Raw genomic sequence first — 21,947 nt, 5'->3', positions numbered from 1 at the left:
GGTTCGGTCAGTGGAGCGTTGGCTCAGGCCGCCTCGGCGACCTCGACCTGGCCGGAATCCTTGCCGCGGGCCTCGACGTCGCGATCGACGAACTCGATCACGGCCAGCGGGGCGTTGTCGCCCTTGCGGAAGCCGGCCTTCATGATGCGGAGGTAGCCGCCCGGACGACCCTGGTAGCGCGGGCCGATCACGGCGAAGAGCTTCTTGACCATGTCGGCATCGCGCAGCTGCGCCATGGCGAGACGGCGGGTGTGGACGCTGTCGATGCGGCCCAGGGTGACGAGCTTCTCGACCACGGGACGCAGGTCCTTGGCCTTCGGCAGGGTGGTGACGATCTGCTCGTGCTTCAGCAGGGCGACCGACATGTTGGCGAACATCGCCTTGCGGTGCTCGGCGGTGCGGTTGAAGCGGCGGCCGCGATAACCGTGACGCATGGATCTGGCTTCCTTCTCTTCACGGCCGCCGTGCCACGGTACGGCCGGGCGCCCCAACAGCGGGGCCATTCATTCCGCATAACCCCGCGGCGGGAACTGTTGGGACTTCGCGTCGTGCCTGCGAAGTCCCGGATCTGGATCGGCCAAGCAGACGGCGCCGATCAGCGCCGCCGAGTCCGGCCCGAGGCGGCTTCGCCTCAGTAGTGCTCTTCGAAGCGCTTGGCGAGATCTTCGATGTTCTCCGGCGGCCAGCCGGGGATGTCCATGCCGAGGTGCAAGCCCATGCCGGCCAGCACTTCCTTGATCTCGTTGAGCGACTTGCGGCCGAAGTTCGGGGTCCGCAGCATCTCGCCCTCGGACTTCTGGATCAGGTCGCCGATATAGACGATGTTGTCGTTCTTCAGGCAGTTCGCCGAACGGACCGACAGCTCCAGCTCGTCGACCTTCTTGAGCAGCGCCGGGTTGAAGGGCAGCTGCGGCGCGAGCGGCGCGGCCTCTTCCTTGCGCGGATCCTCGAAGTTCACGAAGACCTGCAGCTGGTCCTGGATGATCCGCGCCGCGTAGGCGAGCGCGTCCTCCGGGCCCACGGCGCCGTTGGTCTCGATGGTCATCGTCAGCTTGTCCTTGTCGAGATCCTGGCCCTCACGGGTGGTCTCGACGCGGTAGCTGACCTTGGTCACCGGGGAGAACAGGGAGTCCACCGGGATCAGGCCGATCGGCGCGTCCTCGGGACGGTTGCGCTCGGCCGGGACGTAGCCCTTGCCGGTGGCGACCGTGAACTCCATGCGGATCTCGGCGCCGTCGTCCAGGGTGCAGATCACCAGCTCCGGGTTCAGGATCTGGATGTCGCCGACCGTGCCGATGTCGCCCGCCGTGACGGTGCCCGGGCCGGTCTTGCGCAGGGTCATGCGCTTGGGCGCATCGGTCTGCGACCGGATCGCGATGGTCTTGATGTTCAGGACGATGTCGGTGACGTCCTCGCGGACACCCGGGATCGAGGAGAACTCGTGCAGCACGCCGTCGATCTGCACCGAGGTCACGGCCGCGCCCTGGAGCGAGGACAGGAGCACGCGGCGCAGGGCGTTGCCGAGCGTGGTGCCGAAGCCGCGCTCGAGCGGCTCGGCCACGACGGTGGCGACCCGCTTCGGGTCGTCGCCGGTCGAGACCTGCAGCTTGTTCGGCTTGATCAGTTCCTGCCAGTTCTTCTGAATGACCACGATCCTACCTCTCGTCCATGCCCGGGACCCGCGACACCCGTTCCCGCGCTTCGGCCGTCCGGCGCCGCCCCCTGGCGCCCCGAACGGTCCCTGAATGCAAAGTCTGTTATTCGCCGCCCACCCACAGGGCCGGCACGAAGCGGTAGCCCGCCCCGTCCCGGTCCACATAGCCGAGCGCCGGGAATTCCAGATGCGCGCCCGCGATGAAGCTCCGCTCGCGCGCCACCTCGTCCATGATGGCCTTGCGCGTCGCCCGCGCCTGGTCGCCATCGACGTCGAAACCGACACCCGCCTCCGGGTTCTTGAACTGGATCGCGGGCAGGTGCACCACATCCGTCCACATGAGCAGCGACTGTCCACCGGAGACGATGCGGAAGCCGCAATGCCCCGGCGTGTGGCCCGGCAGGTGGACCGCCGTGATGCCCGGCAGGACCTCGCCGCCGCGATGCTCGCGCATCCGCTTGGCGTAGGGCGCCACCGCCTTGCGGGCGCCCTCGAAATACGGCTTGGCCTCGTCCGGCGCCCGCGAGAGCGCGTCGTCCGGCAGCCAATGGGCCGCCTCGTCGGCGTGGACCACGATCTCGCCGTTCGGGAACCGAGCCGCCCCGTTCGTCACCAGCCCGCCGACATGGTCGGGATGCAGGTGCGTGACCAGGACGGTCTCGATCTCCTCCGGCTTCACGCCGGTGAGCGCCAGCGCCGTGCTGAACCGCCCCAGGGTCTCCACCGGGGCGAAATCGCCGTATCCGGAATCGATCAGCACCGGCTTGCGGCCGGCGCCGGTGATCAGGAAGGCGTTCAGCGTGATCTTGGGCTGCTCGGTGCGGAAGCCCGCGACCTGCAGCTTGCCGGCTTCGTCCTTCGGGATTCCCGTGACGAGATCGAGGCTGGCCTGAAACCAGCCGTCGTTGAGCGCGGTGACCGTGAGGTCGCCGAGGTTCCAACGCAGCACGCCCGGAAGCGGCTTCGATCCCGTCATGAGCTTCTCCGTCAAACCGGTTGGTTCAGACCCGACGACGCTTGCGCGGACGGCAGCCGTTGTGCGGGATCGAGGTCACGTCGCGGATCGAGGTGACCGTGAAGCCCGCGGCCTGGAGGGCGCGCAGGGCCGACTCACGACCCGAACCCGGGCCGGAGACCTCGACCTCGAGGGTGCGCATGCCGTGCTCGGAGGCCTTGCGGGCGGCGTCCTCGGCGGCCACCTGGGCGGCGTACGGGGTCGACTTGCGCGAGCCCTTGAAGCCCATGGCGCCGGCGGACGACCACGAGATCGTGTTGCCCTGCGCGTCCGTGATGGTGATCATCGTGTTGTTGAACGAGGCGTTCACGTGGGCGACGCCCGACACGATGTTCTTGCGTTCGCGGCGGCGGACGCGTTGGGGTTCCTTGGCCATTCGGGTCTCACTCTTCCTTCAAGCGCGCCCGTAATTCCAGGCGCTCGGGATTCTTTTTGGGACTTGGCTGCGGCGCCCGTGGAGGGCAGTCGAGCCTGCTTCGGGACCCTCGCGGGACACCCGGCGCGACGAACGGAAGGCCGAGCGGAGCACGGCCTTCCAAGACGAAAAAATTACTTCTTCTTGCCGGCGATCGGCTTCGCCTTGCCCTTGCGGGTGCGGGCGTTGGTGTGCGTGCGCTGGCCGCGGACCGGCAGCTGCTTGCGGTGACGCAGGCCGCGATAGGCGCCGAGATCCATCAGGCGCTTGATGTTCATCGAGACTTCGCGGCGCAGGTCGCCCTCGACGATGTAGTCGCGGTCGATCGTCTCGCGGATCTGGAGAACCTCGGCGTCGGTGAGCTGGTTGACCCGACGCTCGGCGGGGATGTTCACCTTCTGGGTGATCTCCTCGGCCTTCTTGGCGCCGATACCGTGGATGTACTGGAGCGCGATGACGACGCGCTTGTTGGTCGGGATGTTGACGCCTGCGATACGGGCCATAATCACGCTCCATATGAGGCCCGGAAACCCGGGCAGTGGCCGCGCGCGTCCGGTGGAGGCCGGCCCCTGCGCGCGCCAAACGACAACGTGGCCCGGGGGCGGCCCTGGACAGGGCACCTCGGACCAGCGATCGATTGGACGAAGGACGGCCTGCTAGCGTGCGTGGGCCCAGATGTCAACGACCGGTGAACGATCGGCCGTGTCGCCATGCGTCGCGTGCGGACCGGACACGGCTCCGCGAGGGAACACAGATGTCGGTTCTGACCAGCGACGGCGCCACCCTGCGGGCCTTCGCCGATTCGGTCCTGCGGGCGGCGGAGGAGAATGCCGACGAGGTCGTCCCGGTAATCCTGGCCGTCACCGGCGGGATCCTTACCGAGGCCGAGCCCGGCTCGATCGCCCTGCAGGACGAGGAGGACGGCCCCGGCCTGCTCTGGGCCACCTTCGCGGACCGCCGCATGGTGTTCCGCTACAACAGCATGACCGCGATGGTCGAGCTGCGCGACGGCCGTACCGACGGCAACCCGTTCCGCCTGTTCGGCCGCCGGGCGCTGCCGATGGACATCGTCAATTTCTTCGGGGGCCTGCGGGCGGAGCGGCGCCGGTGACGCGTCATCGTGGGGCCGCTCAACGGTCCCCGCATGCCGGTTTGGCGGTGATCCAGGCGGGGGCGCCGGAGAGGACCGGGCGGCCAGATCCGACGGTTTGCGGACCTCGCCCGGTCCGCGACGGGTCAGACTCGATCATCCGCTTTGAAAGACGAGCGGATACCAGGTTAGGCTGTCCCTACGTCACCGGAGGACCTGTCACGATGAGCCGTATCGCCCTTCTCGCCGCCGCATCCGTCGCCCTCGCCGGACCGGCCGCCGCCCACGATCTGTGGCTCTCGCCCGGTCCGGGCAGCGTGATGATCCAGTATGGGCATCCGCACGAGCCCGAGATGCCGGCGGCCCGCAAGCTCACCGGCCTCATCGCCTATGAGCCGTCTCGGACGGTCGGGCTCACCGCGCAGGCGGAGCCGGGGGCCGTGCCAGTTCTGCGCGCGACCCTGAGCGGGGACGCGCTGGTCGCGGCGGCCTACGACAACGGCTACTGGGTCCGCTTGGCGGATGGCAGCTACCGCAATGCCAGCAAGCGCATGGTGCCGGAGGGCGAGAAGAGCCAGTGGTCGGTCAAGTACGCCAAGGCGGCGGTCGGCCCGACAGCGCCGTGGGATCGGATCGTCGGCCAGCCGCTCGAGATCGTGCCGCTGGAAGCGCCGAATGCCGCCAAGGGCGCGATCCGGGTCCGTGTCCTGTTCGAGGGGCGCCCGCTCTCCGGGGCTGACGTCGTCGCCACCGACGGTGCGACCTTCAAGAGCGAGGCGGATCAGGCTCGGGCCGCGACGGACGCCGCCGGCGAAGCGACGGTCCCTCTGCGGGCGGCCGGCCCGCAGGTGCTGGCTGTCAATCACCGCGTCGCCCCCTCGCAGACCCCCGCGCTGGCCGACACGGACACCTATTCGGCCACCTTCGCGTTCACGGTCGCCGATCCGAAGACGAACTGATCACGGACGCGCCTCCGAGCTGCCGCCATGTTCGGCGCGGCTCGGAGGCGGCCTGAGCCGGGGCGGAATCCTGTGAGCCGTCCGCCGCGAGGCGGCGACCCGCCTGCTCGGAAACGGGGCGATCCTGTCGGCCCCGCGCGGAGCCTCGGCCCGTAAGCCTCCATGCCCCGCCGGCCGAGCCGCGCGCCCGGGCAGCCAGAGGCAGGTCTCGACCACGAGCCGGCTCCATCGCCGCCCTGGATAGCGGGGATGTTCGGCGATTCTCGGTGCGCGATGAGAAGTTTCGCGAAAGACCGCGCGGACGATCGTCAAATAGACAACGTTGCCAACGGACATTGCGATGCGCGGGTATCGTATTTGACAATACGTTTATCAATATAATCTAAGTCATGGCTTGCGCATTCATCATCGCGCGGGCCGTGCTTGACGTGGGGCGACCGGAGATGTTCATGGCACATCGTTGATGTGGGGCGGTCGATCCGCTGAATGTCATGCGCACGCCGCGCTACATCTCCTGCGATCCGTCAGTCTACGCCGCCGGCGGCTTCCCGGGTGATGCGGATCTCCTTGCCGGGCTGCACGCGAGCCCGGCTCCGGAGATCGTCCCGGTTGCAAAACTCTACGCGCCGGCCCGCTATACCCGCGTCCTCGACACCGACGCGATCTTCGCCGACCCGGCTCTCCTGCCCGCCCTGACCGCGGCATTCGCCTTCGTGGGCGGCGCCCAGGCCGTCGCGCCGGGCAGCGTCCTGGTGCGGATCGACAAGGCGCGCATCCACGACCGAAGCCTCACGGTCGATCGGGACGGCGAAACGCTGCAGCTGTTCGAGACCTTCCGGCCCGCGGATCGCGTCACACTTCCACAACCCGGACCCGGCGCGCCGACCCGGACGCTGCCGAGCACCGACGCCTATCTGCTGCTGACCTCCTCCGGGACGTTCAACTGGGGGCATTGGCTGGCCGAGGATCTGCCGCGCCTCCTGGCGGTCGAGCACCTGGCCCGCCGCCACAAGCGGATCTGCCTGCTGCTGCACGGTTTCGTCCCGGCGACCGACCGGATGCGGATCGAACTCCTCCGCGCCTTACTCCACCGCCGCGACGTGACGCTACGCCTGTTGCGGCCGGATACGACTTACCGGGCGGAGACCCTGTATTTCGCCTCGCCGGTGGCCGGTCTGCCGGGGCCGAAGCATCCTCAGGCCCTCGCCGACCTCTCGGCTCGAGCCATCGCGATGATGGATCGCCTGGACCGGCGCTGGTGGCGCCCGGCGCCGCGGCGTCCGACCCGGCTGTTCGTGATACGCCGGCGCGACCGGGGCCGTGTCCCAGTCGGGTGGGACGACCTCTGCAGGACCTTGCTGGCGCGCGGCTACCAGCCGTTCGATCCGGAGGGGATTTCAGCCCGGGAGCAGGCTGCCGCCTTCGCGGGCGCGGAGCACGTCGTCGGCTGCATGGGCGCCGCGATGGTGAACACGCTGTTCTGCCGACCGGGCACGCGGATCCTCTACCTGGCTCCGGAGACCTTCACCGACCCGTATTACCTCGACCTCGCGGCGGCGCGCGGTCATCGCTACGGCGTCTGCTACGGCAAGGCCCTCGACCCGATGCGTCCGGCGCAATCGGATTACGTGCTCGATCCCGACCACCTCGCCCGCGCCCTGGCCTGGCTCGACGGGGACCGGGCGATCCGCCGGCAAGCCGCCTGAGGCGTCCGGCTGACGACGCGACGAGCGCGCCGCGCCACCGTCAATCGAGCCCGGATGCTCTTCGACGGCGGGCGCGAACACGGAGGTGCCACGGCTCGATTGTTCGAAGAATGGGCTCGTCCTCGCGGGCCGGCCGCGGCCGAAGGCGCCGTTCATCAGGGCCCACCGGCGGGCTGAGGTCGAGGCAACCGGAGGTATGCCCATACCCACCGAACCCAGGCGAGAAGCCGGCGGGCCGCCGTAGCGCGGCCGGCCGGCGCTCGCGTCAGGAGGCGATGCGTTCCGCGTGCGGCTCCAGCACCGTCATGATCTCGGCGGTCACGGTATCGATCGGCTGCATGCCGTCGACCGTGTGGAGCAGGCCGGTCTTGGCATAATAGGCCGAGAGCGGCGCGGTCTGGGCCCGGTAGGCCTCCAGGCGCTGCTTGAACACCTCGGGGGTGTCGTCCTTACGCACCGCCTCGCCGCGGGCCTGCGCCTCGGCCGCACGCTTCTGGATCCGTCCGACCAGCGCGTCCTCATCGACCTTGAACTCGATGACCGCCGAGAGGCTCAGCCCCTTGCCGGACAGCATCGTGTTGAGCGCCTCGGCCTGGGCCACGGTGCGGGGGAAGCCGTCGAGGATGAAGCCGCGCTTCGCGTCCGGCTCCTCGATCCGGTCGGCGACGATGCCGACCACGATCCGGTCGGAGACCAGGCCGCCCGATTCCATCACGGCCTTGGCCTCGAGGCCGACCGGCGTCCCGGCGGCGACCGCGGCGCGCAGCATGTCGCCCGTGGACAGCTGCGGGATGCCGAAGCGCTGTACGATCCGCTCGGATTGCGTCCCCTTCCCCGCGCCGGGGGGGCCGAGCAGAATGATGCGCATGGCGTTGTCCTCGTCCGGCCCGACTCTCTACGGGCCCAAGCGGCGGGTGGCGAAGCCTCCCCGGCATCGCCCGTCTCGTGTTTTTCTAGCCGGTCCGGGGCCTGGAGGCACCCGGACCTTTGGGTCAGAGGCGGGGTCGTCGGTGGCTTCGTCCCGCTTCTGTAGCAGGGTCAGCGGCGGCGTTGCGTGGTCGAGGCGCCACGCAGCTTGGCCTTCTTCACGAGGCCCTCGTATTGATGCGCCATCAGGTGCCCGTGGATCTGGGCCACCGTGTCCATGGTCACCGAGACCACGATCAGAAGCGAGGTGCCGCCGAAGCCCAGGCTCGCCGAAGCGTAGGACGACAGGATCTCCGGGCACAGGCAGACCAGCGTCAGGTACAGGGCGCCGATCACCGTGATGCGGGTCAGCACCTTGTCGATGAAGGCTGCGGTGCGCTCACCCGGACGGATGCCCGGGATGAAGCCGCCATGCTTCTTCAGATTGTCCGCCGTCTCCTGCGGGTTGAACACCACGGCGGTGTAGAAGAACGTGAAGAAGATGATCAGAGCCGCGTAGAGCGCCATGAACAGCGGGGTGCCGTGGCCCAGATAGGCGGTGACGGTACCGAGCCAGCCGGTGCTGCCGCCATTGGCCGAGAAGCTCGCCGCGGTGGCCGGCAGAAGCAGCAGCGACGAGGCGAAGATCGGCGGGATGACGCCCGAGGTGTTGAGCTTGAGCGGCAGGAACGAGGTCTGGCCCTCGTACATCCGGTTGCCGACCTGGCGCTTCGGGTAGTTGATCAGGAGGCGCCGCTGGGCGCGCTCCATGAACACGATGAAGTAGACCAGCACCACGGCCGCCACGGCGACGCCCAGGATGATTACCGGCGAGAGCGCGCCGGTGCGGCCGAGCTCCAGCGCGCCCGCGATCGCCACCGGCAGGTGGGCGACGATGCCCGCGAAGATGATCAGCGACGAGCCGTTGCCGATGCCGCGCGAGGTGATCTGCTCGCCGACCCACATCAGGAACAGGGTGCCGCCGGTCAGCGTGATGACCGTCGAGGCCAGGAAGAACGGGCCGGGATCGATCGCGGCCGAGGAGCTCTGCAGGCCGATCGCGATGCCCCAGGACTGCACCAGCGCCAGCACCACCGTGAGGTAGCGGGTGTACTGGTTGATGACCTTGCGGCCGGACTCGCCCTCCTTCTTCAGCGCCTCCAGGCTCGGGATCACCGAGGTGAGCAGCTGAACGATGATCGAGGCCGAGATGTACGGCATGATGTTGAGGGCGAAGATCGCCATGCGCTCGACGGCACCGCCGGAGAACATGTTGAACAGCCCGAGCACGCCGCCGGCCTGCTGCTGGAAGTTGCGGGCGAACTGCTCCGGATCGATGCCGGGGATCGGGATGTAGGTGCCCAGCCGGAACACCACGAGGGCGCCCAGGGTGAACCAGATGCGCTTCTTCAGCTCATCGGCCTTGGCGATCGCCCCGAAGTTGAGGTTGGCGGCAAGCTGCTCGGCTGCTGAGGCCATAAGCGTCGCGTCCTGGGAGTGTCGCCGGGCCAAGCATGCCCGGATGAAATGAAAACGGCGGCCCGCGTGGTCGCAGGGCCGCCGCTCGGAGGATCGGCTTAAAGGGTCCGCGGGGACCGTGCAACGGGTCCCCGCGTCGCCCCTAGACCGGGCGTCAGGCCGTGGCCTCGGCGGTGGCACCGCCGCGGTGGGACACGCCCGTCGCGAACGCGACCGTGACCGAACCGCCGGCCTTCTCGACCGCCTCGATGGCGGACTTGGAGGCGCGGGTGACCTCGAAGCTGAGCTTCGCGGTCAGCTCACCGACGCCGAGCAGCTTCACGCCGTCGCGGGGACGGGCGATGATGCCGGCCGCGACGAGGCTCTCGATCGTCACGGTCGCGGCCTTGTCGAGCTTGCCGGCGTCCACCGCCTCCTGGATCCGGCCGAGATTCACCTCGTTCAGGTCCTGGGCGTAGAGGTTGTTGAAGCCGCGCTTCGGCAGGCGACGATGCAGCGGCATCTGACCGCCCTCGAAGCCCTTGATGGACACGCCGGTCCGGGCCTTCTGACCCTTCACGCCGCGGCCGGCGGTCTTGCCCTTGCCGGAGCCGATGCCCCGGCCGACACGCATCCGATTCTTGGTTGCGCCGGGATTGTCGCTGATCTCGTTGAGCTTCATCGGAACCTCCTCACGCCACGTCGCCGTGGACGCGCACGAGGTGCGCAACCTTGCGGATCATGCCGCGCACGGAGGGGGTATCCTCCAGCTCGGACACGCGGTGGAGCTTGTTGAGCTTGAGGCCGATCAGCGTCTGGCGCTGGCTGGCCTCCTGGCGGATCGGCGAGCCGATCTGTTCGATACGGACGGTCTTCTGTGCCATCGGACCCTCCCCTTACGCGACCGCAGCTTCGGACTGGTCGGCCGGATCGGCGTCGCGGCGACGGGCCTGGAGGCTCGACACCTTGATGCCGCGGCGGGCCGCCACGGAGCGCGGGCTGTCCTCGTTCTTGAGCGCCTCGAAGGTGGCGCGCACGAGGTTGTAGGGGTTCGAGGAGCCGAGCGACTTGGCGACGACGTCCTGCATGCCGAGGGTCTCGAACACGGCGCGCATCGGGCCGCCGGCGATGATGCCGGTACCCTGCGGAGCCGCGCGGAGGATCACCTTGCCGGCGCCGTGACGGCCGTTGACGTCGTGGTGGAGGGTCCGGCCCTCACGCAGCGACACCCGGATCAGGCCGCGCTTGGCCGCCTCGGTCGCCTTGCGGATCGCCTCAGGCACCTCACGGGCCTTGCCGTGGCCGAAGCCGACGCGGCCCTTCTGGTCGCCGACGACGACGAGGGCCGCGAAGCCGAAGCGACGGCCACCCTTCACCACCTTGGCGACACGGTTGATGTGGACGAGCTTGTCCACGAATTCGCTGTCGCGCTCCTCGCGCTCATCGCGGCGGCCGCGGCCCCCGCCTTCCCGTTCACGTGCCATGTTGTCTAACCTATCTCACTAGCGCGGATCGGACGATCCGCTCGCTCGATTCCCCTCGCCCAAGACGGGAGGGGATGGCCGCGCGGGTCTTACGCCGCGCGGAGGGAGTTCCTCAGAACTCCAGGCCGCCCTCGCGGGCAGCTTCGGCCACGGCCTTGACCCGGCCGTGATAGATGTAGCCGGAGCGGTCGAAGATCACCTTCGTGACGCCCGCAGCCTTGGCGCGCTCGGCGACGAGCTTGCCGACCGCGGTGGCGGCGGCGACGTCGGCGCCGGTCTTGAGATCACCCTTGAGCGCCTTGTCGATCGACGAGGCGGCGGCCAGCGTCTTGCCGGCGACGTCGTCGATGACCTGCACATAGATCTGCTTCGACGAGCGGAACACCGAGAGCCGCGGACGGCCGTTGGCGGCCGCGCGCAGCGCGCGACGGACGCGCGCCTTGCGGCGATCGAGGGCTTCGAGCTTGCGAGACATGATGCCCTCCTTACTTCTTCTTGCCTTCCTTGCGGAAGATGAACTCGCCCGCGTATTTCACGCCCTTGCCCTTGTAGGGCTCGGGTCCGCGGTATTCGCGGATCTCGGCGGCGACCTGACCGACCTGCTGGCGGTTGATCCCGGAGATCGTGATCTCGGTGGGCTTCGGGGTAACGATCGTGATCCCGGCGGGGATCGCGTATTCGATGTCGTGGCTGTAGCCGAGCGACAGCTTGAGGGCCTTGCCAGCCATCGCCGCACGATAGCCGACGCCCGTGATCTCGAGCTTCTTCTCGAAGCCCTTTGACACGCCCTCGGCGATGTTGGCGATCTGAGCCCGCGACGTGCCCCAGAGGGAGCGCGCGGGCTTGGACTGGTTGATCGGCTGGACCTCGATGGCGCCGTCCTTCATCGCCACGCTGACCAGCGCGGGAACGTCGAACTGCAGCTCGCCCTTCGAGCCCTTCATCTTCACCGTCTGGCCGGTGACGGTGGCGGTGACGCCGGCCGGCACGGGAACGGGCTTTTTGCCTACGCGAGACATGGGATAACCTCCTCCGTCCCGATCAGAATACGGTGCAGAGCACTTCACCGCCGACGTTGCGCTCGCGCGCCTCGTGATCGGCCATGACGCCCTGCGGGGTGGAGACGATGGTGACGCCGAGGCCGTCGGCCACGTGCGGCAGATCGCCGACGGACGAGTAGACCCGACGGCCGGGCTTCGACACGCGCTTGATCTCGCGGATCACCGGGCGACCGTCGTAGTACTTGAGCTCGATGGCGAACTCGGTGCGGCCGTTGCCCAGGTCGGTCGCCGCGTAATCGCGGATGTAGCCCTCGGACTTCAGCACGTTCAGGACGTTGGCGCGCAGGCGCGAGCCGGGCGTCTGAACGACGTTGCGACGGCGCAGCTGGCCGTTGCGGATGCGGGTGAGCATGTCGCCCACGGGATCGTTGACCATGGGGACCTCCTTACCAGCTCGACTTGACCAGGCCGGGGATCAGGCCCCGGTTGCCAAGCTCCCGCAGCGCGATGCGCGAGATGCCCATCTTGCGGTAGAACGCGCGCGGGCGGCCGGTCATGCCGCAACGGTTGCGGATGCGGGTGGCCGACGAGTTGCGCGGCAGTTCCGCGAGCTTGAGGCGCGCCTCGAAGCGCTCCTCCATCTCGAGGGCGTCGTTGTTGGCGATCTCGAGGAGCGCCTTCCGCTTGGCCGCGAAACGCTTCACCAGCGTCTTGCGGGCCTCATTCTTCTCGACTGAGCTTTTCTTCGACATGTGGTCTATCTCCGGTGTCCGCGTATGAGGCGCGAGGGCCTCACTGCCGGAACGGGAACTGGAAGGCGGCGAGCAGAGCCTTGGCCTCGGCATCGGTCTTGGCGCTGGTCGCCACGACGATGTCCATGCCCCACATCTGCTCGGCCTTGTCGTAGGAGATCTCCGGGAACACGAGGTGCTCCTTGAGACCCAGCGCGTAGTTGCCCCGCCCGTCGAACGAGCGCGGGTTCAGGCCGCGGAAATCGCGGACGCGCGGCAGCGCGATCGTGATCAGGCGATCCATGAACTCGTACATGCGCTGCTTGCGCAGGGTCACCTTGCAGCCGATCGGCATGCCCTCGCGGACCTTGAAGGTCGCGATGGCCTTGCGGGCCCGGGTGATCACCGGCTTCTGACCGGCGATGAGCGCGAGGTCGCCGGCCGCCACGGTCGCCTTCTTCGAGTCCGCGGTGGACTCGCCGACGCCCATGTTGATGACGATCTTCTCGATCTGCGGGACCTGCATCGGGTTCTTGTACCCGAATTCCTCGATCAGCTTCTGGCGCACCACCTCGTCGTAGTGCTTGCGCAGGCGCGGGGTGTAGGCGTTCTTGTCGGCCTCAGCCATCGATCTGATCCCCCGTGCTCTTGGCGAATCGGACCTTGCGCCCGTCTTCGAGGATGCGGAAACCCACGCGGGTCGGCTTGCCGTTGGCGTCGGCGACCGCGATGTTCGAGAGTTGGATGGCGGCCTCCTTGGAGATGATCCCGCCTTCCTGGTTCTGCGTCTGCTTCTGGTGCTTCTTGACCAGATTGATGCCGCGCACGAAAGCCCGGCCTTCCTTCGGCAGAACCTGAATGACCTCGCCCGAGCGACCCGAGTCGCGGCCGGTGAGTACGACGACCTTGTCGCCCTTCTTGATCTTGGCGGCCATTACAGCACCTCCGGCGCCAGAGAGATGATCTTCATGTGGTTGCGCGCGCGCAGCTCGCGCGGCACCGGTCCGAAGATGCGGGTGCCGATCGGCTCTTTCTGATTGTTGATCAGGACCGCAGCGTTCTTGTCGAAGCGGATCACCGACCCGTCGACGCGCTTCACGGCCTTGGCCGTGCGAACGACGACCGCCTTCATGACGTCGCCCTTCTTGACGCGACCGCGCGGGATCGCCTCCTTGACCGACACGACGATGACATCGCCAACGCCGGCATACTTGCGCTTCGACCCGCCGAGAACCTTGATGCACATCACACGGCGTGCACCAGAGTTGTCGGCGACGTCCAGATTCGTCTGCATCTGGATCACGTGCGTGACTCCTTGTTTCAGGCGGGTTTCCGCACGCGGGCGGTATTGCCCGGCGGACGACGCCTGATGGGGATCTGATGTCCCCGGCTCATGGTATAGACCGCGCTTGCGGCGTCAGAGACGCCGGCGCGGTCACCGCGTTCACAGGGTGCGAGCACCCATGGAAAATGTCGCGAAGGCCGGGCGGATACTACGGGTAGGCCGCGATGGCAAGCCGATCGCGGCAAAATCGCCGGGCCGGCCGAGCATTGCCGGGGCGATTCGGGCGCGGGCGTCGCGCCCCGTTCGGGCGCTGCCGGTCAACGGCTTAGCGCCGGGCGCCGGGTGAGTCGATGGCTCGGGCCATCATCCATTCCTCGGCGGCCGCGCGATCATACGGCAGCGGGGCAACGGCGATAGCCGCCGCGCAAGCACGCGCGGCGGGTGAGTCGGATGGGACCGGGCGACTCAGAACGGCTGGCCGGCCGATTCGAACAGGAAATCGTCGAGGCTCGGGATCGTCACCGCGCCGCCGAAGGCCGGCTTCGACAGGCGCCACGGGCGCTCGGACCGGGCGCGAATCGCCTCGGAGGGGCGCAGACGCCGCATCCCGCCATCCTCGGTGACCTCCTCGATCGTCAGGAAGCCGTAGACCTGCAGGCGCGAGGCGGTGAGCTTGATCTCGCGATCCTCGGCGGCGACGATCATGCTGCCGGTGGCGTAGACCGCATCCATCAGCGCGCGCTGCTCGCTGCGACGGCGGTTGCGCGCATCCCGCTCGCCTGCCGCGGAGGCGGGGGCGATCCGCCGGAAGGGGACGACGTTGCTGACCGCGACGCAACCCATACGCAACATCCTCGATACGCACTGAGGCGGCCCGCGGGCCGCCCGACGACCGGGACATTTCGACGGTTCGTTTTAATCTTCCGTAGACCGTGATGCCGGGCCCCTGCCCCGATCCGGCACGCTGTGTGCTCGGCACGTCCTCGGATCCGGTCGCGCTGCGCCCGCGGCGGCGCATCCGAATCGCGCGGAGACGAGGAGGTGAGGTTCGCTGTCAGGCCCTGCCCGCGCGCGGTCGGCGACGCTGCCTCGCCAGCAGCGCGGCGAGCCGGTCGACCAGCAGGCAGAGGCATCCGTAGACGGCGCCGACAAACAGGAAAATCTCGGCGGGGTAGACCATGGCGCGGTTGTTCACCTGCGTCGCCACGAAGGAGAGTTCGGGCACGCCGACCACGTAGGCGAGCGCGGTATCCTTGATCAGCGCGGTCCACTGGTTGACGAAGGACGGTGCCATGGCCGGCAGCGCCCGGGGCAGAATGAGGTGCCGCAGGACCTGCCACCGGCCGAAACCCAGCGCCAGCCCCGCCTCCCACTGGCCGCGCCCGATGCTCTCGATCCCCGCCGCCACTGCGTAGGCCAGGTAGGCACCGCCCACGAGCGACAGGGCGGTGACCACGGTCCCGGTCTCCGGGATCGACACGCCGAACAGGATCGGCAGCAGGAAGTAGCTCCAGAAGATCAGCATCACGATCGGGACGGCGCGGAACAGCCCGAGCCCCAGGGTCAGCGCCCGCCGTGTCCGGCCGCGGCTCATCGCCAGGGCGGTCCCGAGGACGAGCCCCAGCATGGCCGAGGCGAGGCCCGATTCCACGGAGAGAATCAGGGTCAGCATCAGGCCGCCCACCGGGCCGTCCGGCCAGGCGCCGGCCAGCAGGTAGCCGAGATTGTCGGTGATGACGGCGCGATTCACCGGCGGGCGGTTCCCGCCGGGTCGCCGCGCGCGACGGCATGGCCGGCCGCCTCGACCGCCGCCACGGCCCCGACATAGAGGAGCGTCGCGATGCCGAAGGCCTGGAAGGCCAGGAAGGTCTCGGTCTCCACCTCCCGCGCGGCGTAGGACAGCTCGGCCAGCCCGATGGTCATGGTCAGCGACGTGTTCTTGATCGCGTTGAGGTACTGGCCGACCACCGGCAGCCAGGCGATGCGCAGGGCCTGCGGCAGGGCGATGTGGCGAAAGACCTGGAGATCGGTCAGGCCGAGGGCCAAGCCGGCCTCCCGCTGGGCGGGCCGGACGCCGTTGAGGCCGGCGCGGCATTCCTCGGCGATGTAGGCAGCGGCGTAGAGCGTCAGCCCGAGGAACCCCGCCAGGGTCTCGTAGGCGGGCCATGTCAGGGCGGCCGGCCCCAGGGGCAGGCTGTGCGGGCTGTTCAGCCAGGCGGTGAGCCAGGCCGGCATCAGCGCGGCCGCGCCGAAATACCAGAAGAACAGCTGCACCAGGAGCGGCGTGTTCCGGACGAGGCCCACGAAGCCCGCAATCCCCGCCCCCGCGAGCCGGCCCCCCGTCTCGCGCAGGCAGCAGAGGGCGAGGCCGAGCCCGGTCCCGGCGACGCAGACCGCCGCCGACAGAGCCAGGGTGACCCCGAAACCCTGCAGCAGCCAGATCAGGTAGCGCGGCGCCAGGAGATCGCCGAAGAGGCTCACCGGGCGGCTAGCTGTGGTCGCCGATCCGGAACAGGCGCGGCAGCGGCTGGGTCGTGTTCGGGCCGAACCAGCGATCGTAGATCGCCGCCGCCTTGCCGCTGGCCTCCAGCTCCCGGAGGGTCTCGTTCACGACGTCGCGGAGACGGGTCTCACCCTTCGGGAGGCCGGCGCCGATATAGTCGTTCGAGATCGAGAAGGCCGGAACCTCGTAATTCTCCTTATCCGGGACCTTGGCCAGCAGGCCGACGAGCTTGGGCCCATCTTGCGTGATCGCCTGGACGTTGCCGTTGCGCAGGGCCGCGAAGGCGAAGGGCGTGTCGTCGAAGGCCACCACGGTCGCCTTCGGGAAGTCGCGGCGCAGGACGATCTCGTTGGTGGTGCCCTTGTCGGCGCCGATGCGCAGGCCGTTCAGCTGCTCGGCCGCGGTGAGCGTGCCCTTCTTGGCCAGGAATTGCTGGCCGGAGGCGAAATACGGGATGCTGAAATCGAGCTGCTTGGCCCGTTCCTCCGTGATGGTGAAGTTCGCCAGCACCAGATCGACCTTGCCGGAGGTCAGCAGCGGAATGCGGTTGGCCGGGTTGGTCGGCCGCAGATCCAGCTTCACGCCAATCTTGTCGGCGATCGCCTGGGCGTAATCGACATCGAGCCCCGCCAGCTGCTTGGTGTTCGGATCGACGAAGCCGAAGGGCGGGTTGCTGTCGAAGGTGGCGACGCGCAGCACGCCCGCCTTCTTGATGTCGTCGAGGCGGTCGGCCTGCGCGGCGCCGACCGAGAGGAGTGTTGCAAGGGCAAAGGTGAGCAAGCGGCGCATGGATGTCTCCGGGTGAAGGGAATTGTGGGCCCGCCAGGGCCGAATCGGGCGCGTTCAGGATCTGGCGGTCGCGTGGCGAAGCCGGTGGCCCCCGCCGGAGCCGAGCGATTCGCGCCCGGGACACGGCGCGCCGGTGCGCGCCGATCCCGCCGGCTTTTCGCGTGGGGCTATGGCGGTGCCGGATCGCCGCGCGCGTGTCTCATCGGGGCGGCCGGCATCCCGATCGCCGCCCGATCATCCGCCGGGCGGACCGACGTGGGCAGGACATCGAACGAAGAATGGATCGGTTCGGGTCATGATCGGAAGCAGTTGCGCCGTCGAGACGCGGTGCGCCGAAGAAGATCCGCCGGACGAACCGGAAAATCAACAGCCGATAATTCTCTTGATTCTGTCGTTTGAAGGATAAAAGCGCAGGAATGGCCCGAACGACGCGATGAAATTTTTGCCGTGATCCGAGGAGCTCTTGCGGCCCTTCGCGCTTCTGTTTCGTGATGCAGTCGAGCCCGCAATCGCGAGACCGCCGCGGCGAGGGCGAGGTCTTCCGTCGCGTACCGAGGGCGGGATCACGGGTGCAGATCTTGGTCCGTCCTGCGAAGATTGTTAATTCTTAAATTATCCGCTGCCCGGAACGGATCATTAGGTTGAACACCTCAAAGCGGATCGATGGGGATCTGCGCGCGCTCGCCAATAGTCCACCTGTCTTAGGTGACCGCCAATCTTCCCCCGGGACATCTTTCGGGTTCCTGCGTCCCGATCGCACCGGGCGCGCGAATGGGAGAGATGGTGAATGCGCGGAAAGGTTTTGGCGGCGCCCGGGGCGAGCGCGCCGGGCGTGATCGCGGGAGACGACGGACAGCGCTATCGCTTCGCCGCCCCGGACCTGGGGGGATCGGCAATACGCGTCGGGCAGGCGGTCGATTTCGTGGCGGAACAGGGAGACGCGCGCCAGGTCTATGCCGTCCCGGGCGCCGAGCCGATTCTCGCTCCCTCCGTCGCGCAGCTGTTGAGCGAGCGGGATTGGCTCGCCTTCTATTTCAGCCCGGAGGGGCGGATCGGGCGGCGCGACTACTGGCTGTTCGGCTTCCTCGTGCTCCTGGTCGTCAATCTGTTCTTGAGCATCCTTCCGCTCATCAACATGATCGGGCCCGTGGTCATCCTGTGGTGCAGCCTCGCTCTCGCGATCAAGCGCTGCCACGACGTGAACCGGTCCGGGTGGTGGAACCTCATATTCCTGGCGCCGCTGCCGATCGCGCTGATCGGGATGGTTGCGGGAATGACGTCGGGCGGCACCGCCACGGGAATCACGTTGCTCATCGCCTGTGCCCTCGTCGAATTCGCGCTCTGGATCTGGTTCGTCGTCGCCGTGCTCGCCCGCCCGGGCGATGCCGGACCGAATCGATTCGGGCCGCCGCCAGTCACCGAGACGACCTGACCGAATTGCGCTAAGCTTCGCCGCAGGCTGCAAGATATCAGGCGCGCCAATCGCAAGAATATCGCGCCGGACGCATTGACCTGCGCGTTAACCGCGGCTAGAAGCGCGCCACTTCGGACGGCCATTGGCTGCCGACGGCCCTTGGGTATGACCCCGGGCGCCGCCATCGCCCCGAGCGATCCGAAGGCTCAAATCGCCTGACGCTCTAAGTCAGATCCGTAGGTACGAGCGCGTTCGTTTCGGGCGTGCTCCTCTGCCCACACCGCGCCGAGGGTCTGTGACAGGACCTCCGGCGCATATTCGTTTTGCGGACTGCTCTGCGCAGTCCGGCCAAGGTGACCGAGGAAGAGGGCACAGGATGCCGACGATCAACCAGCTGATCGCCCAGCCGCGGAAGATCCAGCGGAGCCGCAACAAGGTTCCGGCGCTTGACGCTTGCCCGCAGAAGCGCGGCGTCTGCACCCGGGTCTACACGACGACCCCGAAGAAGCCGAACTCGGCCCTTCGTAAGGTCGCCAAGGTCCGCTTGACCAACGGCTTTGAGGTGATCGGCTACATCCCGGGCGAGGGTCACAACCTCCAGGAGCACTCGGTCGTCATGATCCGCGGCGGCCGCGTGAAGGATCTTCCGGGTGTGCGCTACCACATCCTGCGCGGCGTGCTCGACACGCAGGGCGTGAAGAACCGGAAGCAGCGCCGGTCCAAGTACGGCGCCAAGCGTCCGAAGTAAGATCGCCGGCCGGACTTTATCCGGTCGCGCAACGGCCTTTCCACGGCCTCGTAAGGATGTCGCCGGCTTCATCAAAAGAGCCAAGGCGGCCTGCGCGAGGTGCTTAAAAACTACTCGTTTGAGAGTTTAAGAGATGTCCCGTCGCCACTCTGCCGAGAAGCGTGAGATCATCCCGGACCCGAAGTACGGGGACGTGGTGCTGACGAAGTTCATGAATTCGATCATGTACGAGGGCAAGAAGTCGACCGCCGAGCGGATCGTCTACGGCGCCTTCGACATCGTCGAGAACCGCGCCCGCGCCAACCCGATCGAAGTGTTCCGCGCCGCGCTCGACAACGTCGCTCCGATGATCGAAGTGCGCTCCCGGCGCGTCGGCGGTGCGACCTACCAGGTCCCCGTCGAGGTTCGGACCGAGCGCCGCCAGGCCCTCGCAATCCGCTGGCTGATCCAGGCCGCCCGGTCGCGCAACGACCGCACCATGATCGAGCGTCTCTCCGCCGAGCTGCTCGACGCCGCCAACAACCGCGGCAACGCCGTCAAGAAGCGGGAAGATACGCACCGGATGGCTGAAGCCAACCGCGCCTTCTCGCACTACCGCTGGTAAGCGGTTCCGCCGTCTCTCAGGAGCAATCCGATGCCCCGCACGCACGCGATCGAGGACTACCGCAACTTCGGCATCATGGCCCACATTGATGCCGGGAAGACCACGACGACGGAGCGGATCCTCTACTACACCGGAAAGTCGCACAAGATCGGCGAAGTCCATGACGGCGCCGCCACCATGGACTGGATGGAGCAGGAGCAGGAGCGCGGCATCACGATCACGTCCGCCGCGACGACGTGCTTCTGGCGCGAGAAGCGCCTGAACATCATCGACACTCCCGGCCACGTGGACTTCACCATCGAGGTCGAGCGCTCGCTGCGCGTGCTCGACGGAGCCGTGTGCGTGCTCGACGGCAACCAGGGCGTCGAGCCCCAGACCGAGACCGTCTGGCGCCAGGCCGACAAGTACGACGTCCCGCGCGTCGTGTTCGTCAACAAGATGGACAAGATCGGCGCCGACTTCTTCAAGTGCGTCGCCGACATCATCGACCGCGTCGCCGGCAAGCCCGTCTGCCTGCAGCTGCCGATCGGTGCCGAGTCCAGCTTCAAGGGCGTCATCGACCTCATCAAGATGAAGGCGATCGTCTGGTCCGGTGAGACCCTGGGCGCCGACTTCTCCGAGGTCGAGATCCCCGAGGAGCTCAAGGACCAGGCCGTCGAGTATCGCGCCAAGCTGGTCGAGGCCTGCGTCGAGCTCGATGACGAGGCCATGATGGCCTATCTCGACGGCACCGAGCCGGACGCCGCCACGATGCACAAGCTCGTGCGTCGCGCCGTGCAGCAGCGCGCCTTCCATCCGGTGCTCTGCGGCTCGGCCTTCAAGAACAAGGGCGTGCAGCCCCTGCTCGACGCGGTGGTGGATTACCTCCCCTCCCCGGCCGATCGCGGCGACGTGGAAGGCATCGACTTCAAGACCGAGGAGCCGGTCGTCCGTCACCCGACGGATACCGATCCCTTCTCCATGCTCGCCTTCAAGATCATGGACGATCCCCACGTCGGCACGATCACGTTCTGCCGCGTGTACTCGGGCAAGATCGAGTCGGGCGCCAACGTCATCAACTCGACGCGCGACAAGAAGGAGCGCGTCGGCCGCATGCTCCTGATGCACGCCAACAACCGTGAGGACGTCAAGGAAGCCTTCGCGGGCGACATCGTCGCCCTTGCCGGCCTCAAGGACACCCGCACCGGCGACACCCTGTGCGACCCGAACAAGGCCGTGATCCTGGAGCGCATGGAGTTCCCGGAGCCGGTGATCGAGATCGCCGTCGAGCCGAAGTCGAAGGCCGACCAGGAGAAGCTCGGCATCGCTCTGGCGAAGCTGGCCGCCGAGGATCCGTCCTTCCGGGTCTCCACGGACCAGGAATCCGGCCAGACCATCCTGAAGGGGATGGGCGAGCTGCACCTGGACATCAAGGTCGACATCCTGCGCCGCACCTACAAGGTCGACGCGAATATCGGCCAGCCGCAGGTGGCCTACCGCGAGAAGCTGACCCGTCGTCAGGAGATCGACTATACCCACAAGAAGCAGACCGGTGGTACCGGCCAGTTCGCGCGGGTGAAGTTCGTGGTCGAGCCGAACGAGCCGGGCGCAGGCTTCTCGTTCGAGTCGAAGATCGTCGGCGGCGCGGTGCCCAAGGAGTACATCCCGGGCGTCGAGAAGGGCCTCAACTCGGTCCTCGGTGCCGGCGTGCTCGCGGGCTTCCCGGTGGTCGACATCAAGGTCGAGCTCATCGACGGTGCCTACCACGACGTCGACTCGTCGGCGCTGGCCTTCGAGATCGCGTCCCGCGCCGCTCTGCGCGAGGCGCTCCAGAAGGGCGGCTCGGTCCTGCTCGAGCCGGTGATGAAGGTCGAGGTCGTCTCGCCGGAAGAGTATACCGGCTCGGTCATCGGCGACCTGAACTCCCGCCGCGGCCAGATCCAGGGCCAGGACATGCGCGGCAACGCCAACGTCATCAACGCGATGGTGCCGCTGGCGAACATGTTCGGCTACGTGAACAACCTGCGCTCCATGTCGCAGGGCCGGGCGAACTTCACCATGCAGTTCGACCACTACGAAGAGGTGCCGCGCGGCGAGGCCGACAAGGTCATCGCCAAGTACGCCTAAGGCTCCGGCCTGAGGCACCCCTTCTTCCGCAACGCGATTTCGAATTTAGGAGGCTCTGATGGGCAAGGAAAAGTTCTCC

At 67.7% G+C, this 21,947-nt stretch carries 28 protein-coding genes; 7 read left to right on the top strand and 21 right to left on the bottom strand.

Translation table 11 applies throughout. The features are described 5' to 3' along the window. Positions 1-23 precede the first annotated feature (23 nt). The 5 genes from rplQ to rpsM form a co-directional block, all read right to left on the bottom strand. The gene (rplQ, locus tag WYO_RS00140; protein ID WP_007557611.1) at positions 24-434 is read right to left on the bottom strand and encodes a 50S ribosomal protein L17; all 411 of its coding nucleotides are present in this window, start codon (positions 432-434) and stop codon (positions 24-26) included. Positions 435-631: 197 nt separating this feature from the next. Then, entirely contained in the window at positions 632-1,651 is a 1,020-nt protein-coding gene (locus WYO_RS00135; RefSeq protein ID WP_007557610.1) for a DNA-directed RNA polymerase subunit alpha, read from the bottom strand. Positions 1,652-1,757: 106 nt separating this feature from the next. After that, complete coding sequence (locus WYO_RS00130; protein ID WP_007557609.1) at positions 1,758-2,630, bottom strand: MBL fold metallo-hydrolase; 873 nt, start codon at positions 2,628-2,630, stop codon at positions 1,758-1,760. A 25-nt stretch (positions 2,631-2,655) separates the two neighbouring features. After that, positions 2,656-3,045 carry a 30S ribosomal protein S11 gene (gene rpsK, locus WYO_RS00125; RefSeq protein WP_007557606.1) on the bottom strand — a complete coding sequence of 130 codons (390 nt, stop codon included), beginning with the start codon at positions 3,043-3,045 and terminating at the stop codon, positions 2,656-2,658. 173 nt (positions 3,046-3,218) lie between these two features. After that, a complete protein-coding gene (gene rpsM / locus WYO_RS00120) occupies positions 3,219-3,587 on the bottom strand; it encodes a 30S ribosomal protein S13 (RefSeq protein ID WP_007557604.1) in 369 nt (122 codons plus the stop codon). A 251-nt stretch (positions 3,588-3,838) separates the two neighbouring features. On the opposite strand from rpsM, the gene WYO_RS00115 reads away from it, so the two are divergent. The 3 genes from WYO_RS00115 to WYO_RS29190 all read left to right on the top strand — a co-directional run bounded on the left by WYO_RS00115 (position 3,839) and on the right by WYO_RS29190 (position 6,839). Further along, positions 3,839-4,195, top strand: a complete 357-nt coding sequence (locus tag WYO_RS00115; RefSeq protein WP_007557602.1) for a hypothetical protein — start codon at positions 3,839-3,841, stop codon at positions 4,193-4,195. Between the two features lie 203 nt (positions 4,196-4,398). Next, entirely contained in the window at positions 4,399-5,133 is a 735-nt protein-coding gene (locus tag WYO_RS00110) for a DUF4198 domain-containing protein (RefSeq protein ID WP_007557600.1), read from the top strand. 491 nt (positions 5,134-5,624) lie between these two features. Beyond that, entirely contained in the window at positions 5,625-6,839 is a 1,215-nt protein-coding gene (locus WYO_RS29190) for a glycosyltransferase family 61 protein (RefSeq protein ID WP_007557599.1), read from the top strand. A gap of 265 nt (positions 6,840-7,104) precedes the next feature. Here WYO_RS29190 and WYO_RS00100 read toward each other — a convergent pair whose 3' ends face one another. From WYO_RS00100 to WYO_RS00025, 16 genes are all read right to left on the bottom strand, one after another. After that, a complete protein-coding gene (locus WYO_RS00100) occupies positions 7,105-7,707 on the bottom strand; it encodes an adenylate kinase (protein WP_007557596.1) in 603 nt (200 codons plus the stop codon). 170 nt (positions 7,708-7,877) lie between these two features. After that, entirely contained in the window at positions 7,878-9,224 is a 1,347-nt protein-coding gene (secY, locus tag WYO_RS00095) for a preprotein translocase subunit SecY (RefSeq protein ID WP_007557594.1), read from the bottom strand. 154 nt (positions 9,225-9,378) lie between these two features. Next, entirely contained in the window at positions 9,379-9,885 is a 507-nt protein-coding gene (rplO, locus tag WYO_RS00090; RefSeq protein ID WP_007557593.1) for a 50S ribosomal protein L15, read from the bottom strand. Between the two features lie 10 nt (positions 9,886-9,895). After that, positions 9,896-10,087, bottom strand: a complete 192-nt coding sequence (gene rpmD, locus WYO_RS00085; protein ID WP_007557591.1) for a 50S ribosomal protein L30 — start codon at positions 10,085-10,087, stop codon at positions 9,896-9,898. A 12-nt stretch (positions 10,088-10,099) separates the two neighbouring features. Then, positions 10,100-10,687: a 30S ribosomal protein S5 gene (gene rpsE, locus WYO_RS00080; RefSeq protein WP_007557588.1), complete on the bottom strand. Its 588-nt coding sequence runs from the start codon at positions 10,685-10,687 to the stop codon at positions 10,100-10,102. 112 nt (positions 10,688-10,799) lie between these two features. Next, positions 10,800-11,162 carry a 50S ribosomal protein L18 gene (rplR, locus tag WYO_RS00075; protein ID WP_007557587.1) on the bottom strand — a complete coding sequence of 121 codons (363 nt, stop codon included), beginning with the start codon at positions 11,160-11,162 and terminating at the stop codon, positions 10,800-10,802. Positions 11,163-11,172: 10 nt separating this feature from the next. Further along, positions 11,173-11,706: a 50S ribosomal protein L6 gene (gene rplF / locus WYO_RS00070; RefSeq protein WP_007557586.1), complete on the bottom strand. Its 534-nt coding sequence runs from the start codon at positions 11,704-11,706 to the stop codon at positions 11,173-11,175. Positions 11,707-11,728: 22 nt separating this feature from the next. After that, complete coding sequence (gene rpsH / locus WYO_RS00065) at positions 11,729-12,124, bottom strand: 30S ribosomal protein S8 (protein ID WP_007557585.1); 396 nt, start codon at positions 12,122-12,124, stop codon at positions 11,729-11,731. 10 nt (positions 12,125-12,134) lie between these two features. After that, positions 12,135-12,440 (bottom strand): 30S ribosomal protein S14, encoded by a 306-nt coding sequence (gene rpsN, locus WYO_RS00060; protein WP_007557584.1) that lies wholly within the window; start codon positions 12,438-12,440, stop codon positions 12,135-12,137. A 40-nt stretch (positions 12,441-12,480) separates the two neighbouring features. Further along, complete coding sequence (rplE, locus tag WYO_RS00055) at positions 12,481-13,047, bottom strand: 50S ribosomal protein L5 (RefSeq protein ID WP_007557583.1); 567 nt, start codon at positions 13,045-13,047, stop codon at positions 12,481-12,483. Next, positions 13,040-13,354, bottom strand: coding sequence for a 50S ribosomal protein L24 (gene rplX / locus WYO_RS00050; protein WP_007557581.1), 315 nt, complete (start codon positions 13,352-13,354; stop codon positions 13,040-13,042). Before rplX ends, rplE begins: the two co-directional genes overlap by 8 nt. Next, positions 13,354-13,722, bottom strand: coding sequence for a 50S ribosomal protein L14 (gene rplN, locus WYO_RS00045; RefSeq protein WP_007557579.1), 369 nt, complete (start codon positions 13,720-13,722; stop codon positions 13,354-13,356). Before rplN ends, rplX begins: the two co-directional genes overlap by 1 nt. A gap of 447 nt (positions 13,723-14,169) precedes the next feature. Continuing rightward, entirely contained in the window at positions 14,170-14,547 is a 378-nt protein-coding gene (locus WYO_RS00040) for a hypothetical protein (RefSeq protein WP_007557577.1), read from the bottom strand. A 211-nt stretch (positions 14,548-14,758) separates the two neighbouring features. Further along, positions 14,759-15,454, bottom strand: coding sequence for an amino acid ABC transporter permease (locus WYO_RS00035; protein WP_007557574.1), 696 nt, complete (start codon positions 15,452-15,454; stop codon positions 14,759-14,761). After that, a complete protein-coding gene (locus WYO_RS00030) occupies positions 15,451-16,185 on the bottom strand; it encodes an amino acid ABC transporter permease (RefSeq protein ID WP_007557573.1) in 735 nt (244 codons plus the stop codon). The genes WYO_RS00035 and WYO_RS00030 overlap by 4 nt, the downstream gene beginning before the upstream one ends. A 7-nt stretch (positions 16,186-16,192) precedes the next feature. Further along, the gene (locus WYO_RS00025; RefSeq protein WP_007557571.1) at positions 16,193-16,996 is read right to left on the bottom strand and encodes an ABC transporter substrate-binding protein; all 804 of its coding nucleotides are present in this window, start codon (positions 16,994-16,996) and stop codon (positions 16,193-16,195) included. 802 nt (positions 16,997-17,798) lie between these two features. Between WYO_RS00025 and WYO_RS00020 the strand changes: the two genes are divergently transcribed. The 4 genes from WYO_RS00020 to fusA all read left to right on the top strand — a co-directional run bounded on the left by WYO_RS00020 (position 17,799) and on the right by fusA (position 21,868). After that, entirely contained in the window at positions 17,799-18,428 is a 630-nt protein-coding gene (locus WYO_RS00020) for a DUF805 domain-containing protein (RefSeq protein ID WP_039901785.1), read from the top strand. A 358-nt stretch (positions 18,429-18,786) separates the two neighbouring features. Beyond that, on the top strand, positions 18,787-19,158 hold the full coding sequence (gene rpsL / locus WYO_RS00015) for a 30S ribosomal protein S12 (RefSeq protein ID WP_007557568.1): 372 nt from the start codon (positions 18,787-18,789) through the stop codon (positions 19,156-19,158). Between the two features lie 133 nt (positions 19,159-19,291). Further along, a complete protein-coding gene (rpsG, locus tag WYO_RS00010; protein WP_007557567.1) occupies positions 19,292-19,762 on the top strand; it encodes a 30S ribosomal protein S7 in 471 nt (156 codons plus the stop codon). Between the two features lie 30 nt (positions 19,763-19,792). Beyond that, the gene (gene fusA, locus WYO_RS00005) at positions 19,793-21,868 is read left to right on the top strand and encodes an elongation factor G (RefSeq protein ID WP_007557566.1); all 2,076 of its coding nucleotides are present in this window, start codon (positions 19,793-19,795) and stop codon (positions 21,866-21,868) included. Positions 21,869-21,947 lie beyond the last annotated feature (79 nt).

This window comes from Methylobacterium sp. GXF4 (assembly GCF_000272495.1).
GTDB lineage: Bacteria > Pseudomonadota > Alphaproteobacteria > Rhizobiales > Beijerinckiaceae > Methylobacterium > Methylobacterium brachiatum.
Note: the sequence above shows the minus strand (reverse complement) of the source record. Positions and strands in the feature narration are given on the sequence as shown.

What these genes read in the sequence shown, in the direction of transcription:
- rpsN (WP_007557584.1), bottom strand. Translation starts at nt 12,440, where the DNA reads ATGTCGAAGAAAAGCTCAGTCGAGAAGAATGAGGCCCGCAAGACGCTG.
- secY (WP_007557594.1), bottom strand. Translation starts at nt 9,224, where the DNA reads ATGGCCTCAGCAGCCGAGCAGCTTGCCGCCAACCTCAACTTCGGGGCG.
- WYO_RS00110 (WP_007557600.1), top strand. Translation starts at nt 4,399, where the DNA reads ATGAGCCGTATCGCCCTTCTCGCCGCCGCATCCGTCGCCCTCGCCGGA.
- rplX (WP_007557581.1), bottom strand. Translation starts at nt 13,354, where the DNA reads ATGGCCGCCAAGATCAAGAAGGGCGACAAGGTCGTCGTACTCACCGGC.
- rplF (WP_007557586.1), bottom strand. Translation starts at nt 11,706, where the DNA reads ATGTCTCGCGTAGGCAAAAAGCCCGTTCCCGTGCCGGCCGGCGTCACC.
- WYO_RS00100 (WP_007557596.1), bottom strand. Translation starts at nt 7,707, where the DNA reads ATGCGCATCATTCTGCTCGGCCCCCCCGGCGCGGGGAAGGGGACGCAA.
- rpsE (WP_007557588.1), bottom strand. Translation starts at nt 10,687, where the DNA reads ATGGCACGTGAACGGGAAGGCGGGGGCCGCGGCCGCCGCGATGAGCGC.
- rplE (WP_007557583.1), bottom strand. Translation starts at nt 13,047, where the DNA reads ATGGCTGAGGCCGACAAGAACGCCTACACCCCGCGCCTGCGCAAGCAC.
- WYO_RS00040 (WP_007557577.1), bottom strand. Translation starts at nt 14,547, where the DNA reads ATGGGTTGCGTCGCGGTCAGCAACGTCGTCCCCTTCCGGCGGATCGCC.
- rpsM (WP_007557604.1), bottom strand. Translation starts at nt 3,587, where the DNA reads ATGGCCCGTATCGCAGGCGTCAACATCCCGACCAACAAGCGCGTCGTC.
- rpmD (WP_007557591.1), bottom strand. Translation starts at nt 10,087, where the DNA reads ATGGCACAGAAGACCGTCCGTATCGAACAGATCGGCTCGCCGATCCGC.
- rplR (WP_007557587.1), bottom strand. Translation starts at nt 11,162, where the DNA reads ATGTCTCGCAAGCTCGAAGCCCTCGATCGCCGCAAGGCGCGCGTCCGT.
- WYO_RS00115 (WP_007557602.1), top strand. Translation starts at nt 3,839, where the DNA reads ATGTCGGTTCTGACCAGCGACGGCGCCACCCTGCGGGCCTTCGCCGAT.
- fusA (WP_007557566.1), top strand. Translation starts at nt 19,793, where the DNA reads ATGCCCCGCACGCACGCGATCGAGGACTACCGCAACTTCGGCATCATG.
- rplO (WP_007557593.1), bottom strand. Translation starts at nt 9,885, where the DNA reads ATGAAGCTCAACGAGATCAGCGACAATCCCGGCGCAACCAAGAATCGG.
- rpsH (WP_007557585.1), bottom strand. Translation starts at nt 12,124, where the DNA reads ATGGTCAACGATCCCGTGGGCGACATGCTCACCCGCATCCGCAACGGC.
- WYO_RS00025 (WP_007557571.1), bottom strand. Translation starts at nt 16,996, where the DNA reads ATGCGCCGCTTGCTCACCTTTGCCCTTGCAACACTCCTCTCGGTCGGC.
- WYO_RS29190 (WP_007557599.1), top strand. Translation starts at nt 5,625, where the DNA reads ATGCGCACGCCGCGCTACATCTCCTGCGATCCGTCAGTCTACGCCGCC.
- WYO_RS00130 (WP_007557609.1), bottom strand. Translation starts at nt 2,630, where the DNA reads ATGACGGGATCGAAGCCGCTTCCGGGCGTGCTGCGTTGGAACCTCGGC.
- rpsL (WP_007557568.1), top strand. Translation starts at nt 18,787, where the DNA reads ATGCCGACGATCAACCAGCTGATCGCCCAGCCGCGGAAGATCCAGCGG.
- rpsG (WP_007557567.1), top strand. Translation starts at nt 19,292, where the DNA reads ATGTCCCGTCGCCACTCTGCCGAGAAGCGTGAGATCATCCCGGACCCG.
- rplQ (WP_007557611.1), bottom strand. Translation starts at nt 434, where the DNA reads ATGCGTCACGGTTATCGCGGCCGCCGCTTCAACCGCACCGCCGAGCAC.
- rpsK (WP_007557606.1), bottom strand. Translation starts at nt 3,045, where the DNA reads ATGGCCAAGGAACCCCAACGCGTCCGCCGCCGCGAACGCAAGAACATC.